At 44.4% G+C, this 16,073-nt stretch carries 14 protein-coding genes and 1 pseudogene; 6 read left to right on the forward strand and 9 right to left on the reverse strand.

What is annotated here, in order from left to right; all coding sequences use genetic code 11:
- Positions 1–13: 13 nt before the first annotated feature.
- The gene (locus K0625_RS21875; RefSeq protein WP_220111575.1) at positions 14–1,936 is read right to left on the reverse strand and encodes a vWA domain-containing protein; all 1,923 of its coding nucleotides are present in this window, start codon (positions 1,934–1,936) and stop codon (positions 14–16) included.
- A 423-nt stretch (positions 1,937–2,359) separates the two neighbouring features.
- On the opposite strand from K0625_RS21875, the gene dauA reads away from it, so the two are divergent.
- The 3 genes from dauA (at position 2,360) to K0625_RS21890 (ending at position 5,972) form a co-directional block, all read left to right on the forward strand.
- Entirely contained in the window at positions 2,360–4,081 is a 1,722-nt protein-coding gene (dauA, locus tag K0625_RS21880) for a C4-dicarboxylic acid transporter DauA (protein ID WP_220111576.1), read from the forward strand.
- A gap of 258 nt (positions 4,082–4,339) precedes the next feature.
- Positions 4,340–4,822, forward strand: a complete 483-nt coding sequence (purE, locus tag K0625_RS21885) for a 5-(carboxyamino)imidazole ribonucleotide mutase (protein ID WP_012325926.1) — start codon at positions 4,340–4,342, stop codon at positions 4,820–4,822.
- Between the two features lies 1 nt (position 4,823).
- Positions 4,824–5,972, forward strand: coding sequence for a 5-(carboxyamino)imidazole ribonucleotide synthase (locus tag K0625_RS21890; protein WP_220111577.1), 1,149 nt, complete (start codon positions 4,824–4,826; stop codon positions 5,970–5,972).
- 81 nt (positions 5,973–6,053) lie between these two features.
- Here K0625_RS21890 and K0625_RS21895 read toward each other — a convergent pair whose 3' ends face one another.
- The 5 genes from K0625_RS21895 to K0625_RS21915 form a co-directional block, all read right to left on the reverse strand.
- Positions 6,054–6,671: a transglycosylase SLT domain-containing protein gene (locus K0625_RS21895; protein WP_220111578.1), complete on the reverse strand. Its 618-nt coding sequence runs from the start codon at positions 6,669–6,671 to the stop codon at positions 6,054–6,056.
- Between the two features lie 89 nt (positions 6,672–6,760).
- The gene (locus K0625_RS21900; RefSeq protein WP_220111579.1) at positions 6,761–7,198 is read right to left on the reverse strand and encodes a hypothetical protein; all 438 of its coding nucleotides are present in this window, start codon (positions 7,196–7,198) and stop codon (positions 6,761–6,763) included.
- A complete protein-coding gene (gene gshA, locus K0625_RS21905) occupies positions 7,198–8,826 on the reverse strand; it encodes a glutamate--cysteine ligase (RefSeq protein ID WP_220111580.1) in 1,629 nt (542 codons plus the stop codon). The genes K0625_RS21900 and gshA overlap by 1 nt, the downstream gene beginning before the upstream one ends.
- 223 nt (positions 8,827–9,049) lie before the next feature.
- Entirely contained in the window at positions 9,050–11,884 is a 2,835-nt protein-coding gene (locus tag K0625_RS21910) for a M16 family metallopeptidase (RefSeq protein ID WP_220111581.1), read from the reverse strand.
- A gap of 37 nt (positions 11,885–11,921) precedes the next feature.
- Complete coding sequence (locus K0625_RS21915) at positions 11,922–12,344, reverse strand: YqaA family protein (RefSeq protein WP_012325933.1); 423 nt, start codon at positions 12,342–12,344, stop codon at positions 11,922–11,924.
- Between the two features lie 301 nt (positions 12,345–12,645).
- Here K0625_RS21915 and K0625_RS21920 point away from each other — a divergent pair, with 301 nt between their 5' ends.
- From K0625_RS21920 to K0625_RS21930, 3 genes are all read left to right on the forward strand, one after another.
- Positions 12,646–13,926 carry a dicarboxylate/amino acid:cation symporter gene (locus K0625_RS21920; protein ID WP_220111582.1) on the forward strand — a complete coding sequence of 427 codons (1,281 nt, stop codon included), beginning with the start codon at positions 12,646–12,648 and terminating at the stop codon, positions 13,924–13,926.
- A 159-nt stretch (positions 13,927–14,085) separates the two neighbouring features.
- Positions 14,086–14,271, forward strand: coding sequence for a hypothetical protein (locus K0625_RS21925; RefSeq protein WP_012325935.1), 186 nt, complete (start codon positions 14,086–14,088; stop codon positions 14,269–14,271).
- A 117-nt stretch (positions 14,272–14,388) separates the two neighbouring features.
- On the forward strand, positions 14,389–14,724 hold the full coding sequence (locus K0625_RS21930) for a PBPRA1643 family SWIM/SEC-C metal-binding motif protein (protein ID WP_220111583.1): 336 nt from the start codon (positions 14,389–14,391) through the stop codon (positions 14,722–14,724).
- Positions 14,725–14,798: 74 nt separating this feature from the next.
- Here K0625_RS21930 and K0625_RS21935 read toward each other — a convergent pair whose 3' ends face one another.
- The 3 genes and pseudogenes from K0625_RS21935 to K0625_RS21945 all read right to left on the reverse strand — a co-directional run.
- Positions 14,799–14,984, reverse strand: a complete 186-nt coding sequence (locus tag K0625_RS21935) for a hypothetical protein (RefSeq protein WP_220111584.1) — start codon at positions 14,982–14,984, stop codon at positions 14,799–14,801.
- 288 nt (positions 14,985–15,272) lie between these two features.
- Positions 15,273–15,860, reverse strand: a complete 588-nt coding sequence (locus K0625_RS21940; protein WP_220111585.1) for a PilZ domain-containing protein — start codon at positions 15,858–15,860, stop codon at positions 15,273–15,275.
- Between the two features lie 150 nt (positions 15,861–16,010).
- A pseudogene (locus K0625_RS21945) lies at positions 16,011–16,073 on the reverse strand (IS200/IS605 family transposase); the annotation flags it as partial.

A 16,073-nucleotide genomic window follows, 5' to 3' on the forward strand; every position in this document is an offset into this window, starting at 1 on the left:
ACCTTCAGGAAACTTAATGCTGGAAAGTGTGCACGGCTCGCTCCTCTTTGTCTACTACAGCACTTCCAACTTGCTCTGGCTCAGTTTGTAGAGCCAATAAACCTGCGGTTTTAGTGAGTTGCACAAATTCATGACGATAACCAAAATTATCCTCTCCCATTGCAGCCTGAGCAATGTCACTCACTTTGGCATAGTCCATCTCATGCAGATAGTGGCTGTGATTAATCAGTTGACCAAAGCCAGCCACTGCGGCCGCAAACCTAAAATCATCACTGGCTTGGGCAAACTCATCAAGCGCTGTGCTTGTTAAAATCGGATAACTGATAAGCTCACTCTTCTCTTGGCCTATAGGCTTGTATCTGAGTTTCAAATAAGCTAACTCATTGCGGCTGTACTTCTCTTTACCCGTCTTGGTATCCAAACCATACCTAAGCGCATCGTTAGCTTGATTCGGGCTGTCCACAAAACTAAGTTCATACAAGGCTGTCACCCTGTGCCCCGCACCTATCTCACCAGCATCGACCTTGTCATTATTAAAGTCCTCACGATTTAGTGCTCGGTTCTCATAACCGATGAGACGATACTCAGATACCAGTGCTGGATTAAACTCAATCTGCACCTTCACATCTTTAGCTATAGTCAGTAATGTTGCGCTAATCTCATCCACCAGCACTTTACGAGCCTCATTTAAGGTGTCGATATAGGCATAGTGGCCATTACCTTTATCTGCCAGTTGCTCCATCAGATGATCATTATAGTTTCCCTGCCCAAACCCTAAAGTGGTCAAGGCAATACCTTGCTTGCGCTTCTCCTCAATCATATCTTCCAGAGCCTGCTGATCCGATACTCCCACATTAAAGTCACCATCTGTGGCCAAAATAACTCGGTTGACCCCGCCGGCAATAAAATGTTTCTGCGCGAGTTGATAAGCAAGCTCAATCCCTGCGCCTCCATTGGTCGAGCCACCCGCTTTTAATTTATCCAACGCCTGAGAGATGGCAAGGGTGTCATTACCTTTGACCCCATCGAGCACGACTCCAGACGCACCGGCATAGACCACAATCGAGATACGATCGCGCTCATCGAGTTGTTGACTCAGCATCTTCATGGCATTTTTCAGTAGTGGCAACTTATCTTGTGACGACATTGAGCCCGACACATCAAGCAGAAACACTAACTGACTAGCCCCTAAATCCGCTTTCTCTTTTTCAAAGCCTTTAAGACCAATCCTAAGCAACATTTTATGGGGATTGTATGGTGATGGCGCAAGTTCAGTATTCACACTAAATGGCTGCTCTCTTGTATCTGGTGCGGGGTATTGATAAGCAAAATAGTTAATCAACTCCTCCACACGAACAGTGCCCCTCTCTGGCAGCACTCCGTGATTAATCGAGCGTCTCAAGGTCGAATAACTGCCAGTATCGACATCGATAGAGAAAGTAGAGACCGGGATCTCCCCTGCAACCATAATCCCGTTGGCAACTTGACGCTCAAACTTGTCGCGATTTTGCAGCTCTGGAAGATAAATATCTTGGCTTGGACGTGAGGGCAGTCCCATCAGAGCAAAGGACTCTGGACGAGAATGAACCTTCATTGACATCATGCGTTCACTGGCTTGCTTAGCTGTTCGGTAGGTCTCACGCACACTCACTTCATCTTGGCTCGCCTCAGACTGCATCTCTACACCTCTAATCCCTGAGGCAGTGTCGATACTTTGCTGGTTCGGTGAACTCCCCGCAATAGGATTGGACTCAGACTTCCCCGTGGAGAGCTCACTTTGCTTATTGTCATTCGCCCCTTTCTCCTCTTTGGACTCGATAGCTTGCTGCCCACTACAGGCCACTAACGCTAAACTTGAGCTCAATAACAGTGAAGCTGAAACTCTGGATAATCTACATCCTTTTTCTCTAGCACTAATTTGGGGTTGAATCTTCATCTCGCTCTCCTTTCAATTCCGCTTTGCTATCTAGTAGATATATAAACGCAGAGAGAAACCAAAAGGGTTAAAAATAATTCAATCTATATAGTTAGGTCATCATCACCATTTGAAGCACTTCATAAAGTATTAAGCTCCAGCGACTTAGATCACATTTTAAAAAGTGAAAATATGGTACTTTTGCCTAATACCTAATCAAGTTCATACCCGCAATACTGACAAACAGACTCTTTTGCCACTCACTTGCTGATATCTACTGATATAGAATTCTTTCTACTCAGGAGCGATTCACGTGCCTCAAATAAACGTGCTTTTTTCACACTCTCAAAGCCCCCCTGTAAGCGGTTTTACCTACAAGTAAAAACAAGGTTCAGTGCCTGAACACCGACTTAAGACCGTTTCACCTTTTCGGGATTGATTAACGTGCCACATAAAGCTCATCTATTCTCTCTCTCTTTGGGTCATGCTTTTTCTGAAGCTTGTATCAAGGAGAAGTACAACCTCAAACGCCTAGGGAAAGATCTACTCGCGGGGATCTCGGTAGGGATTATCGCCATTCCTTTAGCAATGGCTCTTGCCATCGCCAGTGGTGTACCTCCCCAATATGGACTTTATACCGCGATTATTGGCGGTTTTATCATCTCTTTGACTGGTGGCTCGCGATACAGCATATCAGGTCCAACTGCCGCATTTGTTGTACTGCTCTACCCCATAGCCCAAGAGTTCGGTCTTGCAGGTTTACTGATGGCAACTGTGATGTCTGGCGTTATCTTAGTCATCATGTCACTGTTAAAGCTTGGGCGACTTATTCAATATATCCCCGAACCTGTCACCTTAGGCTTTACTGCTGGGATCGGGGTGGTAATCGCGACACTGCAACTTAAAGATTTCTTCGGGCTCACCATGGCTGAGATGCCAGAGCACTATATTGATAAATTAGGGACACTTACAGATGCAATGCCCACCATGGAGAGTGCTAGCACCAGCGTGGCTTTAGCGACATTTGCTGTCATGCTCTTATGGCCGAAATTAAAAACGCCGATCCCTGCACATCTACCCGCCATCATTATCGGCAGTTTTCTCGCACTGTGGTTTAATCAAGATGGAACTGTAGTTGAAACCATAGGCACTCGATTTAGTTATACCTTAGCCGATGGCAGCATCGGCATGGGGATCCCACCTTTAATGCCAAGCTTTGAGTTACCTTGGCTACAAGATGGCGCCAATCATCACGCCTTAGGTTTTAGTTGGAGCATGGTACAAGCTCTGCTTCCCAGCGCCTTTGCAATCGCTATGTTAGGTGCGATTGAATCCCTTTTATGTGCTGTTGTACTCGATGGGATGACAGGAAAAAGACACAGCGCCAATAGTGAACTTCTAGGTCAAGGGATCGGTAATATTATTGCCCCTTTCTTTGGCGGTATCCCAGCAACAGCAGCCATAGCAAGAAGTGCAGCCAATGTGAAAGCTGGCGCTCAGAGTCCGATAGCGGGCATGATCCACTCCATCGTTTTACTACTGGGTCTGCTTCTGCTAGCCAATATCCTCGCCTATCTTCCTATGCCAGCCATGGCGGCTCTGCTACTTGTTGTCGCTTGGAACATGAGTGAGGCACCTAAGGCGGTACACCTGATAAAATCCGCACCTAAGAGCGATATTATCGTCTTCCTCACCTGCTTCTCACTTACCGTTATTTTCGACATGGTGATTGCGATCACTGTCGGAATTGTATTAGCGGCCCTGCTATTTATGAAAGAGATTGCCGAGATGACTAGGCTCTATGATATTAGTCAAAATAGGCGTTATATAGACAGAGACACTCCACAGCACTGGTCAGTATTGAAAGTCAACGGCCCGCTGTTTTTTGCCGCTGCCGATTCTATCTTCTCTGAGATAACCCTATTAGCAAAGGAGCGACAAACCATTGTTCTCTATCTAGACGGCGTCTCTATTTTAGATGCAGGAGGCTTAGCATCATTAACTAAGTTACTGGAACATTTAAAGGCAAAGCAAAGCGAGCTGGTGATCACCGATCTGCAGTTCCAGCCCATCCGAACTTTAGCAAGAGCAAAAATACAACCCATAGATGGCTTACTGCACTTCTATCCAACTCTGAGTGACGCTCTAGAAAAACATCCCCATTAGGTAAACCATTTTCAGTAAAAGATCAGTACAAAAACGCCAGCAAACGGAAACTTGCTGGCGTTTTATTAATGAACAATTAAGCTCACTATTCATTTCATTCAGCTCAACCTCTAACTAAATGCATCATCAAGCTATCATAGACTTAATCAAACTGAGCAATTTGCCAGCAAAGCTTCGATTAACAGGCGTGTATGTGTATAATCATGCGCAAATTTCACCTATGTCGTGTTTTTAAGCTCACCCTACGAAGGAGTATGTATGAAAGTTGGTATCATTATGGGTTCCAAATCTGACTGGCCGACCATGGAACATGCGGCGCAAATGTTAGATACATTTGGTATCGCCTATGAAACTCGTGTGGTTTCAGCACATCGAACTCCGCAGCTACTTGCTGAATACTCCTCAACCGCTGCAGAGCGTGGCATAAAAGTCATTATTGCTGGTGCTGGCGGTGCTGCGCACCTTCCTGGCATGGTTGCTGCTCACACCAGCTTGCCAGTTTTGGGCGTGCCGGTTAAATCTAAAGCCCTCAACGGTATTGACTCACTACTCTCTATTTGCCAAATGCCGAAGGGAGTTGCTGTAGGTACCTTGGCGATTGGCGATCCTGGTGCTGCCAATGCAGGCTTATTAGCCGCGCAAATTCTAGGATGTCAGCAACCTGAAATCTTTGCGAAAATAGAAGCTTTCCGTCAGGCACAAACCGACTCAGTACTTCTTAATCCGGACCCTGCTATTTAATATGAACATATTAGTTTTAGGTGCTGGACAACTAGCACGTATGATGAGTTTAGAGGGGGCGCCACTGGACTTAAATGTGCGCGCTTTTGATGTCGGCTCTCAAAAAATCATTCACCCACTTACCCATCAAGTGTTTGAGCAAAGCTTAGAGCAAGCTATCTCAATGGTTGATGTGATCACCTCTGAGTTTGAGCATATTCCTGATGATGTCTTAGCTCTGTGCTGTCAAAGTGGCAAGTTCTACCCAGGTAAAACTGCCATCAAAACAGGTGGTGACCGCAGTATTGAGAAAGAGCTACTCGATAAAACCGGTGTGCCATCAGCTCCCTATCAGTTGATCACAGAGAAACAGCACCTGTTAGATGCCGTTTCTCTGCTCGACTTACCTCTTGTGATAAAAACTTGCCAAGCGGGTTATGATGGCAAAGGACAGTGGCGTTTAAAGTCATTAGATCAAGTTGACGCTATTTGGGCTGAGATGGCCGGATTTATTGCCAGCGGAACTGAGAGTTTCCCCCACACCATTATTGCAGAAAAAATGATCCCATTTGATCGTGAAGTCTCTGTGATTGGAGCCCGTAATAAAGAGGGCAATGTAGAAATTTATCCCGTCACTGAAAACCAGCATACCAATGGAGTACTCACTCTATCCCTAGCGATTGAGATGGATGAAAAAATCCAGCAGCAAGCCATAGATGCCTTCAATAAGCTCTCGGTATCTATGGATTATGTTGGCGTACTGGCTATCGAGTTTTTTGAGGTTTCAGGCACCTTGATGGTTAATGAGATCGCCCCTCGCGTGCATAATTCAGGTCACTGGACCCAACAAGGGACTGCTTGCAGCCAGTTTGAAAACCACCTACGTGCGGTTGCCGGATTGCCACTAGGTTGCACACAAGCGCAAAAGCCAAGTGTGATGATCAATGTGTTGGGTCAAGACGCAATTCCATCGCAAGTACTAACCATTGATGATGTTAAAAGTCACTGGTATGGCAAAGCTCAACGGGCTGGTCGAAAAATGGGACACATCAATGTTTCAGCTAAAGATAACAGCGCGTTAGGCAATAAGCTACTGCAACTGGCTGATATGTTACCTGAGCAAGATTACCCTGGCGTGCGGTTAATGGCGGAGCGATTGTTGCAAAGTTAACTCATGATTTAGCTTATACCGATTGGTATTATGAAGCCGAGATATCACACTGTAATATCTCGGCTTTTTTATACTTTAACATCAGCCAAAAAACAGACGCCATAACCAAGAGGAGTCCAGATCTTCCTTACAGGTATGGTACTGGGCAGCATAACGCTTTGCCCTATCATCCACCCGCTTAGCAACCTTAATTAACCAAGGTTTCTGGTTGTAGGTCTTACGTTTATATCCACCCCAACCCTCATGGTAATTGAGGTATTGATTGCGGGCATCCCATTTAGAAACACCATTGATCTTATTGGTTTTATAGATAAACCAGCCCATAAAATCCATGGCATCATCAAAGTTACTGCGACTCGACCAAGAGTTCCCCGTCTCTTTGACATAATCATCCCAAGTCATGGTTTTAGCTTGGGCATAACCATAGGCATCACTTGCTCTGCCAATAGGGATAAACCCAAGAAAATACTCCATTGGTGGCGCGGCATTATGCTTAAATGAACTCTCTTGATACATCATGGCCAGAGGGATATGAACAGGTACGCCCCACTTCTCCCGCGTGTTTTTAGCCGCCTCATACCAATCGCGATTCTCTTGATAGATAGAACATAAGTTCTCAGGTTCTTTAGGAGGAGAGGTCGCGCAGCCCGACAAGAAGATAGCCATAAATAACGCGATTATGTAGATAGAAGGTTTCATCAATGAAAATACCGAAAGGCTAAATTATCAAAGCCATAGTGTCACATTGATAGAAAAAAGAAGCAATTACAGGCCAGATAAAAACGGGATTATTTTATCTCAGGTAGCTCACACTCGTCCTCCTCTGCAAACCATACCTCTGGCTCCCAAAAAGCAGTATTGTTACCACGGTAGACTTTATCGGTATTAAACCTTGCCGCGATATGATACCTCTGATTAGCTTCAACCTTAACAGACAAGACTTTAGGCGTTCTCGCTGCCAGCTTCACCTTTAAAGCAGGAGAGTCTATCAACTCCGCCAGAGTAAACTCATAGACTCCGGGAGAGAGCTGATAGTTAGGTTTTGAGATAACAGGCTTACCATTAAGATGTGTCACCACTACGCGATAGATATTTTGCTCTCGATCGGGCTCTGAATAGCCCGACACAGTGCCACAATATCGGCTCGTATCAGGCTGAGATGCACACGCAGACAGGAGCAAGCACACTCCTAAAAGCAGTACAACCTGATTACCCCATAAGCTCATCAGGCGTTACTAACCTGAGTCTTGACCTCAGATGAGGGCTCAGCAAAATACTCAGCAAGAAACGCATCGAAACTTTGGTTGGTTTCAACCTCCATCACTCTCTGTTTCTCTATCGATTCCGCTGCAGCTTGTCGATACAGCTGTTCGACACTTTCTGGCAATGGATACTCATTTAACGTATTAAAGTAGGTTTCAGCCAACGCCTTCACCCAGTAACCATGATCTGTTTGAGCCGATTTCAGCTCTTTCATAATTAAGCCAGAAATTGAACGTTCAGGATCATCTACCGCCGCTCTCCATCGAATCAAGGCTTGGTGGTAAGCGCCATCACTGCCATCGTCAAGCAGTACACATAAACGCTCAAGATCATCAAACAGCTGATTCATCCAAGCAGATAACGTGATTGATTCGCCGTTTCTGCTCAGCTCTAATCCTGGTTTACGCCCCTCTAAAATCACTCGACTCAAGTTACTTGAGATCTCGGCCTCTTGAGCCGCATCACTCGCAGGCGCTGTATTTAACAGGCAGTGAAGTAGAAATAGATCTAAAAACCTTACTTGGGATGCTTCAATACCGATAGGGCTATATGGATTAACATCCAAGGCTCTAACTTCAATATACTCTATACCCGCTCTTGCTAACGCCTCTGATGGCTTCTCACCATTTTCCGTGACCCGTTTAGCACGAATAGGTGAGTAAAATTCATTCTCAATCTGCAGTACATTGGCATTTAACTGACGATACTCACCATCAACTTTCACCCCAATCTCTTCAAAGTTTTTCGAGGACTTACCTATGGCTATTTTCATACCCGCCAAGTATTTATCCAGCGAGTCATAGCTGATATTAAGCTGCTCCTGCTCCTTGTTGGTATAGCCAAGGTCGCTCATACGCAGTGAGGTTGCATAGGGAAGATACAGGGTACCTTTGCCCATCTTCTCAAACGGTATATCTGTCTCTTGCTGTTTGATAAAGGAGCTACACAGTGCTGGAGATGCGCCAAATAGATAGGGTAGTACCCACACCATACGGCGATAGTTACGGATCAAGCCAAGGTAGGACTCCGAAATAAAATCACTTTTGCTAAGCGAGCTACCAGAGTAGGCATACAAGTTATCCCAAAGCTCATTTGAGACAGAGAAGTTAAAGTGTACCCCAGAAATAATCTGCATCTGAGCGCCATATCGATAGGTTAGTCCTTTTCGATACAGACTCTTCATCATGCCTGAGTTTGAGATCCCATAATTAGCGATTGGGATATCTTTTACATCACCAACATAGCAAGGCATGCTTACTGGCCAAAGTCTTTGATTATCAAGATTTTGAACTGTAAAAGCATGAGTGTAAGTCAGATCTTGTAGTAAGTTATCGATATCCTTGTAAACAGGAGTGATAAACTCTAACAGTGACTCACTGTAATCGGTTGTGATCCGCGAATGAGTTAACGCAGAGCCTAACGCTTGTGGATGACGGTCGGTCGCAAGCTCTCCAGAGCCATTGATCCTCAATGCTTCACGCTCAATACCACGTTGCATTCCCTGTAGTGCATTACGCCCCTCAGAGTTCGAGAGATGCTCAATTACTTCATTGAAAGAGTTCAATATATTTTTCTCTAGTTTCGTCATCATTTTTGTCTATATGTGTCAGACCAGCTTAAGTCCTATTTACTTTCAAAACGCCCTCTTATAGCAAGGTGGCAGGACTAGTAAGATGATGAACAAGGCTCCATCACGCTAGTTAACTCTCATTCGACCTATAAAGTAAAGCAGTATCTGAAGCCACTCACTCTTAAGTTAATGGTGATCAGATACAACAACTCAGATCCTTAGATATATGGGGCTGCTATACAAATTACAACTCTAAAATCGAAACTGGATATCCAAGTGCTTTAATATCCGCCTCAATCTTGGCTCTATCCCCCACAATCACAAGGATCATCTGATCAAGCTTTAACTGCTCTTTCGCCAGTTGATTAAGCTCAGACTTAGTCACACTCTTGGTGAGCTCAGTCTGTTTATCGGTAAAGTTAGCATCTAGGCCGTAACGCTGGATACGACGCATAAAGCCAGCTTTTTGGTAAGGAGTCTCATAATCAAGTGCCTTACCTTGAGAGATAGAGGCTTTCATAAAGGCCAGCTCTTTATCTGTCATACCGTGAGCTTGGTATCGGTTAATCTCTTTAGCAAATTCAACCAAAGAGGCGGCGGTTACATCGGTTCTCACACTCGCCTTAGCTTCAAACACACCAAGCTCAATACCACCAGAGAAGAAACTTCGAGCGCCATAGGTGTAACCTTTATCTTCACGAAGGTTAAGGTTAATACGGCTATTAAAAGCGCCGCCTAAGGGATAGTTCATCAGATATGATTTAAAAAACTCCCCTGTTGCATCCCATGGCAACCCCTGCTTACCTATCTTGATAACCGACTGAGCAGCGCCAGGCTTATCCAAAATGTAAACAGTTCCGCCTTTAAGCTCTGGCAAATCTGTTAATGCAGGCAGAGTCGAAGCCTCACCAGTCCAGTGAGATAACCCACTAAGTTTGGCCAGCACCTCAGTTTCATTGAGGTTACTCACAGCGACAATTTGCGCATTACCACCTGTATATTGCTGACGATAAAAAGCTTTTATATCCTCTAAGGTTAACCCTGATACTGTCTCTAAGGTACCATTACTGCTAACCCCTAGTGGGCTCTCGGTACCGTAGAGTAAACCATCAAAGGCGGTTTCGGCGGTATAGTTAGGATCTGACATCATATGCTGCAGGCTTTGGAGCTGTTGCTGTTTAAGACGCTTAAAATCTTCACTTTTGAAGGCTGGCTCAAACAGGCGCTCTTCGACAATGGCCAAGGTTTCATCTAGATGAGAGGTTAAACTCGAGATCTGAATGTAGCTCTGATAGCCACTAGCACCAAAGCTCACACGACTGCCTAACATCTCCAATGCTTGCGCCAACTCCTCTGCACTATGCTTCTGACTTGACTCATTGAGCATGGCCGCTGTTAACCCAGCAAGCCCAGCTTTGCTAACCGGGACTAACCTGTGACCACCATTGAGGTATATCACTAGCTCAACCGTCGGTGTCTCTTCACTCTCGGTGCCAATCACCTCAATGCCGTTGGCAAGCTTGCCTCGCCATAGCTCTGGAGATTTAAGCACCGGCGCTTCACCCGCAGCAGGCATAACCGTTCGATCGAATGAGGAGGTGATCTGTTGATGTGTATCTAGCTCTTTTACCGCAACATCTGATACCGTCAGTACAGGTGGAGTAAAATTATCTTCATGGGCAATCAACTGCTTCTGCCCTTCAGGCACAACACTTATCACCACCATAGGCTTATTTTTAATATAAGTGTTAAAGACGCGCATCACGTCAGCTTTAGTGACATTAGCATAGCGAGCTAAGTCTGAAGCGATCATATTCGGGTTGCCCGAAAATGTCTGATTAAAGGCCAGTGTCGACACCTTACCAGAGACACTTTGCAGACCAAAGATGGTACCGGCTTCAAATTGCACCTTCACCTTCTGCAGATCTTCATCTGTCACGCCGCGGGCCTCAAACTCTTCAATGGACTGCTTCATCTTCTGTTCAAGATCTTTTAGCTGCCCGCCTTTAGCTGGGTTTGCTAAGGCGTACATAGAAAACTGACAAGCAAGCTCCTGACAGGGGTGACTCACCCCCGCCTGAACGGCATAGCCATCTTTAACTAAGTTTTTATAGAAGATAGAGGTTTTGCCACCTCCGAGAATGTTCGAGAGCAGATCCAGCGCCGCTTCATCTTCATGGCGAGCATAAACGGTTGGGAAACCAATTCGAATCAAAGGAAGATGCACCTTGTCTTCCATTGAGATATAACGGGTCTTATCTAAGGTGACTAATGACTTCTTATCTGATGTGACTTCGGGCCCAGATGGGATCTCACCAAAGTACTTATTTATCCAAGCTAACGTTTGCAACTCATCAAAATCACCACCCACAGTTAAAGTGGCGTTATTCGGTCCATACCAACGTTTAAAGAAGTTTTTAACATCAGCTAAACTCGCCCTTTCCAGATCTTCAGGCCAACCAATCACAGGCCAAGAGTATTGATGCCCTTGGGGGTAGAAAGCTTGATTAAACTGCTCACCCATACGACCATATGGCTGATTGTCGATGCGCTGAGCACGTTCATTTTTGACGGTTTCACGCTGAACCTCAAACTTTTCCTCCGTTAACGCAGGAAGGAAAAAGCCCATACGATCTGATTCAAGCCAGAGCATCTTCTCCAGCTGATTACTGGGTACAGTTTCAAAATAGTTGGTTCTATCTGTATTGGTTGTGCCGTTAAGGTTTCCGCCAGCTTGGGTCACTGTTTTAAAGTGCTGCTCATCGCCAACATGCTGGGAACCTTGAAACATCATATGTTCAAAAAGGTGAGCAAAGCCTGAACGTCCCTCTAGCTCTCTCGCCGAGCCCACATGGTAGGTCACATCGACATGCACTAAAGGATCCGATCTATCTTGATGCAGGAGAACCGTGAGGCCATTAGCGAGCTGATATTTTTTATAGGCAATACCGACCTCTGAATCAGCTAGGCTAACCGATTCAATCAGGCTGACACCTTTAGGCAGGTTTGACTCGGCCTCTTGACTTGCACATCCTGCCAACGCGGCAGAGATAGCCACGGCTAATATCCATCTTCTCACTGTAAAACTCCTTATAAACCGAGTCTCTACCCGGTATTTATAACCATTGAAGCGCAAAAGCTGCCACTAAGAGATAACGAATGCACTTACCTATTAATATCATCAGAGTCGATCTAAGCAGTGGAAGTTTCATCCACCCTGCTAATAAACATAAAAGATCACCGATTAACGGTGCCCAAGACAGTAGCAGTGCCCAATAACCATATTTTTGAATCATGTTCACGCTGTGACGGTATTTACCCTGCGTCATCGCCTCTGGACTGCGTGCAAACCGACCTAAACGCCCTAAATAGAAGCTGGTCATGGCACCGAGAGTATTGCCTATTGTTGCAACAACCACTAAAGATAGCCATTCAGAACGGCTTTCATTTAACAGAGCGACAAGTAAAACTTCTGATCCTCCCGGTAACAGGGTTGCAGCAAGAAAAGCGGCACTAAACATCAACCATAACGTTGTCATAAAAGCTTACCTAATGAAAAATCGTAATTTTTTATTTTTATTCGGTAAAACATGTTTCATGTTAATCACCTGTTAACCATTAAAGTTATTAAAACAAACTCTATTATCACAATAAGTTATAACGAAATCGGTTTGTTTTGCAAGTAGTGCTATCTATACAATGAAAACATCGGATAATGGCCTAACTTCTTTGCTCCTGTATTGAGCAGATAAAATATTACTTACTGACTTATTACCTCAATGATCTCAAAGGGCAGTTTGATATCCTTTAGGTAAAATAATAAAAATTGGAAAATTCATAATGTGGCAAACCATTAAGCAGATCCCCTTTTGGCAGAAAGTCTTAGCTGGCTTTATTTTAGGTGCCAGCATAGGTGTTATTTTCGGCGAATCAGCAACGGCACTCAAGCCCCTTGGCGATCTATTTATCAGTGCAATTAAGATGTTAGTTGCCCCACTCGTCTTCTGTGCCATCGTGGTCAGCATCACCTCGCTCGGTTCGCAAGTGAGCCTAAAACGACTCAGTTTTAAAACCTTAGCCATGTTTATGTTCACAGGTACCTTAGCCTCATTAATAGGGTTAACCGTAGGTTCGCTTATCGATATGGGCGGCTCGATGGAGCTAGTAACAACTGAGGTACGTGAACGTCATGTCCCAGGATTTGCCCAGGTGCTGTTGGATATGATCCCAGTTAACCCGTTTGCTTCGCTCGCCGAAGGTAAGGTATTGCAGATCATTGTTTTTGCGGCATTGGTCGGCATAGCCATCAACAAGGTAGGTGAGAAAGCCGTCCCATTAAAACAGGCATTCGAAGCGGGTGCAGAGGTGATGTTCCAACTCACTCGCATGGTACTTCAGCTCACCCCTATCGGTGTATTTGGTTTAATGGCTTGGGTCGTGGGTGAATATGGTCTTTCGACTCTACTTCCTTTAGGTAAGTTTATTGCCGCTATCTACATCGCTGCACTTATCCATATTATCTTTGTTTACGGTGGGCTAATAAAATTTGCCGCTAAACTCAGTCCACTGCAGTTCTTCCGTAAAGCGATGCCGGCTCAACTGGTTGCCTTTACTACCGCATCAAGCTTCGGTACTTTACCAGCAAGCACACGTTGTACTGAATCTATGGGTGTCTCTAAACAGTACGGTGCTTTTGTACTGCCTTTAGGCGCAACCATGAATATGGATGGCTGTGGTGGTATCTATCCCGCTATTGCTGCCATATTTATCGCTCAAATCTATGGTATTCCACTGGACATGACCGACTACATGCTAATTGCGGTTACCGCCACCGTGGCCTCTGTAGGCACAGCAGGTGTACCAGGAAGCGCCATGGTGATGCTGTCGGTAACCTTAGGCGTTGTCGGCTTACCATTAGAAGGTATCGCCTTTATCGCTGCTATCGACCGCATCATAGATATGATCCGTACCAGTACTAACGTAACTGGGGATATGATGACGGCAGTGGTGATAGGAAAATCTGAAGGCCAACTCGATGTGCAGCAGTTTTATAACAATCAAGAGGCCGACACCATTGAGGAGTCGCCACAAGCCACAACTCAATCTAAATCGGCGTCTTAGCAAGATCACAAATTTTTGACTTAGATAAGTCATCGATAATCAAGCCGCCTTTGCGGCTTGATTTGTTCCTAGAGACCCTAATATACTGTTCAAATTAAGTTATTTAGTATTATACTTATCTCTATTCCTAGACCTTGGCGCAGAAAATAAGGCAAATATATGGCAAAGTTTTTCCTACTCCCTATTATCTTATGCCTTTTTTGGACACTCTTTTTACACTTCAATGGCGTGCCAATTAAACAGGGTAAAAAAGGCTTTATCTACATAATAGCCATCAGCGCAACCATCATCCTCTCCCTCGGTTTGCTATTGTGGATCACCGCAGAGCAAAACATACGTAGCTAAGCCTAATCCGCAAAACCGATACCGACCTCCTCATTTTAAATGGATCTGTCGCTGTATTTGTAGTATAAGCACTCCCAAATAAGCTCCATCATTTAAATTAGCGGTGTCCAGAAGTCCATGTCAGATAAATTTTTCTTTAAAGGGCGTAAAACCCCTAAGCCTAAACATGAAAGTTTTGGCTACAACACTAAGCGCGCCTCAAAACTTGGTACGAGTGATAACCCTCTTAACTTAGTTGTTAGTAATGAAGCCCGCAGAGCCGAAATCGAAGCTCTATTAAGCACCCACGAGCTAACGGCTAATATTGAAGTAAATTCAGAGCGTGAGGAGAATACACTTGAGCTAGATGGTGTATTAAATAAACCTCAGACCACTCGATTCGATAAGAAGCCCAACAGAAATGAACCTTGTCCTTGCGGTAGTGGCAACAAATTTAAAAAGTGCTGTGGTTAACAGCTGCCAAATAAAAATGTCACTAATTTAATTGTAAATTAGTGACATATCTAATCTCTAAAACAAAATACCATCTACATATTACGTGAGATAACCGTTAAGTGTTGCTCTAGCTCATCTTCAGTTTTAGGCAATGAAACTAGCTCAAAGGTCAATGGATCCCCACCATTGAGCATAAACACTGATAACTCACCATGATCATAGTGGAACCATTTACCATTGATGCAAAGGTCCGTGTAGCAATTTGGCAATAATTCCATAGGCACACCTCTTATTTTTGTCGTTCTAGTCCGCAACTAAAGATAGCTGACGTGATATAAGTCACCTTCATAAGACCTCATCTGACCTAGAGGCACCTTGATCTACATCAAATACCAAATAGATAGAATTGATAAACCTAGTGAAAGGCAAAATATAAAACTAATTATCTAATGATAACTGAGGAGATTTGGCGTTATATTTCAAAATACTATTCAGAGGGAGTTTAAAACGTTGAAATGATGAGTAACACATCGAACCTAAGTGAATTTTAAGCCGAAAGCTATCCCTTACTTTAGTTTCTCGTTCCTCGATTTGTGCAGGGAAAACAGAAACTCTCTGATCACATCCTGATCATGGTTCAAGCATTCAAATCTTGCCGCAAACACATGTCTGTCGGCTCTCACAGGTTCAAGCTGCAACTCAACATGCTTCTGATCCGGAAGGTTGAGATATAAGACTTTCCCATCAATTCCTTGTTTGAGCGCCTTAGGATCTTGTATCCGCAGCGTTAAACCTGTCGATGAGAGCGAGAGAATATCACCCAGCTGATTATCTGTTTCGTCAGTTAAGGTAACATCTTCAGGTTGTTTCACACGCCAGCTACGTTCATGGCCATTGATATCAATCACCTCTGGCGTACCAAAATTTGGTCTTAGTCCACCAAATTCATCTTTTTCAATCTTAAGCGGGATCCACAGCTTATACCCCTGCCCCTCAGCTAAGAGAGACAAGCTTGACTGATGGAGAATTGAAGCCAAAGAACTGGGTATTTGAGTTTGAATATCCAGGACTTTATTACTTTCTCCAACTAGATCGGTTGATGTCGATGAGAACAGCTCCTGAAAGAGTGCTACTTCATCTGTCGAGAAGTCCATATTGCTTTTACTACATAAGGTGGTCCAAGTTGATTATAAAGTGTTCACCCCTTAGCTTCAATCCCTATTTGTCTGACGCAAATTGTTAAGTAAAGAATCCACCTTCTGAAGAAGGTGGCTTTGCATTAGCCCCCTAAAAGGGGGCGTTGTCTACTTCAAATCTAATTGCGGCTGCTCCTGTTTTTCAACCTTTTCTTGATGCCTTACATATCT

Origin of the sequence: Shewanella nanhaiensis (assembly GCF_019457885.1) — a bacterium.
Classification (GTDB): Bacteria; Pseudomonadota; Gammaproteobacteria; order Enterobacterales; family Shewanellaceae; genus Shewanella; species Shewanella nanhaiensis.

Bases quoted from the DNA above. Each gene is read 5' to 3' on its own strand.
- K0625_RS21900 (WP_220111579.1), bottom strand. From the start codon at position 7,198: ATGAGCTTATGGGGTAATCAGGTTGTACTGCTTTTAGGAGTGTGCTTG.
- K0625_RS21935 (WP_220111584.1), bottom strand. From the start codon at position 14,984: ATGGAATTATTGCCAAATTGCTACACGGACCTTTGCATCAATGGTAAA.
- K0625_RS21930 (WP_220111583.1), top strand. From the start codon at position 14,389: ATGTCAGATAAATTTTTCTTTAAAGGGCGTAAAACCCCTAAGCCTAAA.
- K0625_RS21920 (WP_220111582.1), top strand. From the start codon at position 12,646: ATGTGGCAAACCATTAAGCAGATCCCCTTTTGGCAGAAAGTCTTAGCT.
- K0625_RS21940 (WP_220111585.1), bottom strand. From the start codon at position 15,860: ATGGACTTCTCGACAGATGAAGTAGCACTCTTTCAGGAGCTGTTCTCA.
- gshA (WP_220111580.1), bottom strand. From the start codon at position 8,826: ATGATGACGAAACTAGAGAAAAATATATTGAACTCTTTCAATGAAGTA.
- K0625_RS21890 (WP_220111577.1), top strand. From the start codon at position 4,824: ATGAACATATTAGTTTTAGGTGCTGGACAACTAGCACGTATGATGAGT.
- K0625_RS21915 (WP_012325933.1), bottom strand. From the start codon at position 12,344: ATGACAACGTTATGGTTGATGTTTAGTGCCGCTTTTCTTGCTGCAACC.
- purE (WP_012325926.1), top strand. From the start codon at position 4,340: ATGAAAGTTGGTATCATTATGGGTTCCAAATCTGACTGGCCGACCATG.
- K0625_RS21875 (WP_220111575.1), bottom strand. From the start codon at position 1,936: ATGAAGATTCAACCCCAAATTAGTGCTAGAGAAAAAGGATGTAGATTA.
- K0625_RS21895 (WP_220111578.1), bottom strand. From the start codon at position 6,671: ATGAAACCTTCTATCTACATAATCGCGTTATTTATGGCTATCTTCTTG.
- K0625_RS21925 (WP_012325935.1), top strand. From the start codon at position 14,086: ATGGCAAAGTTTTTCCTACTCCCTATTATCTTATGCCTTTTTTGGACA.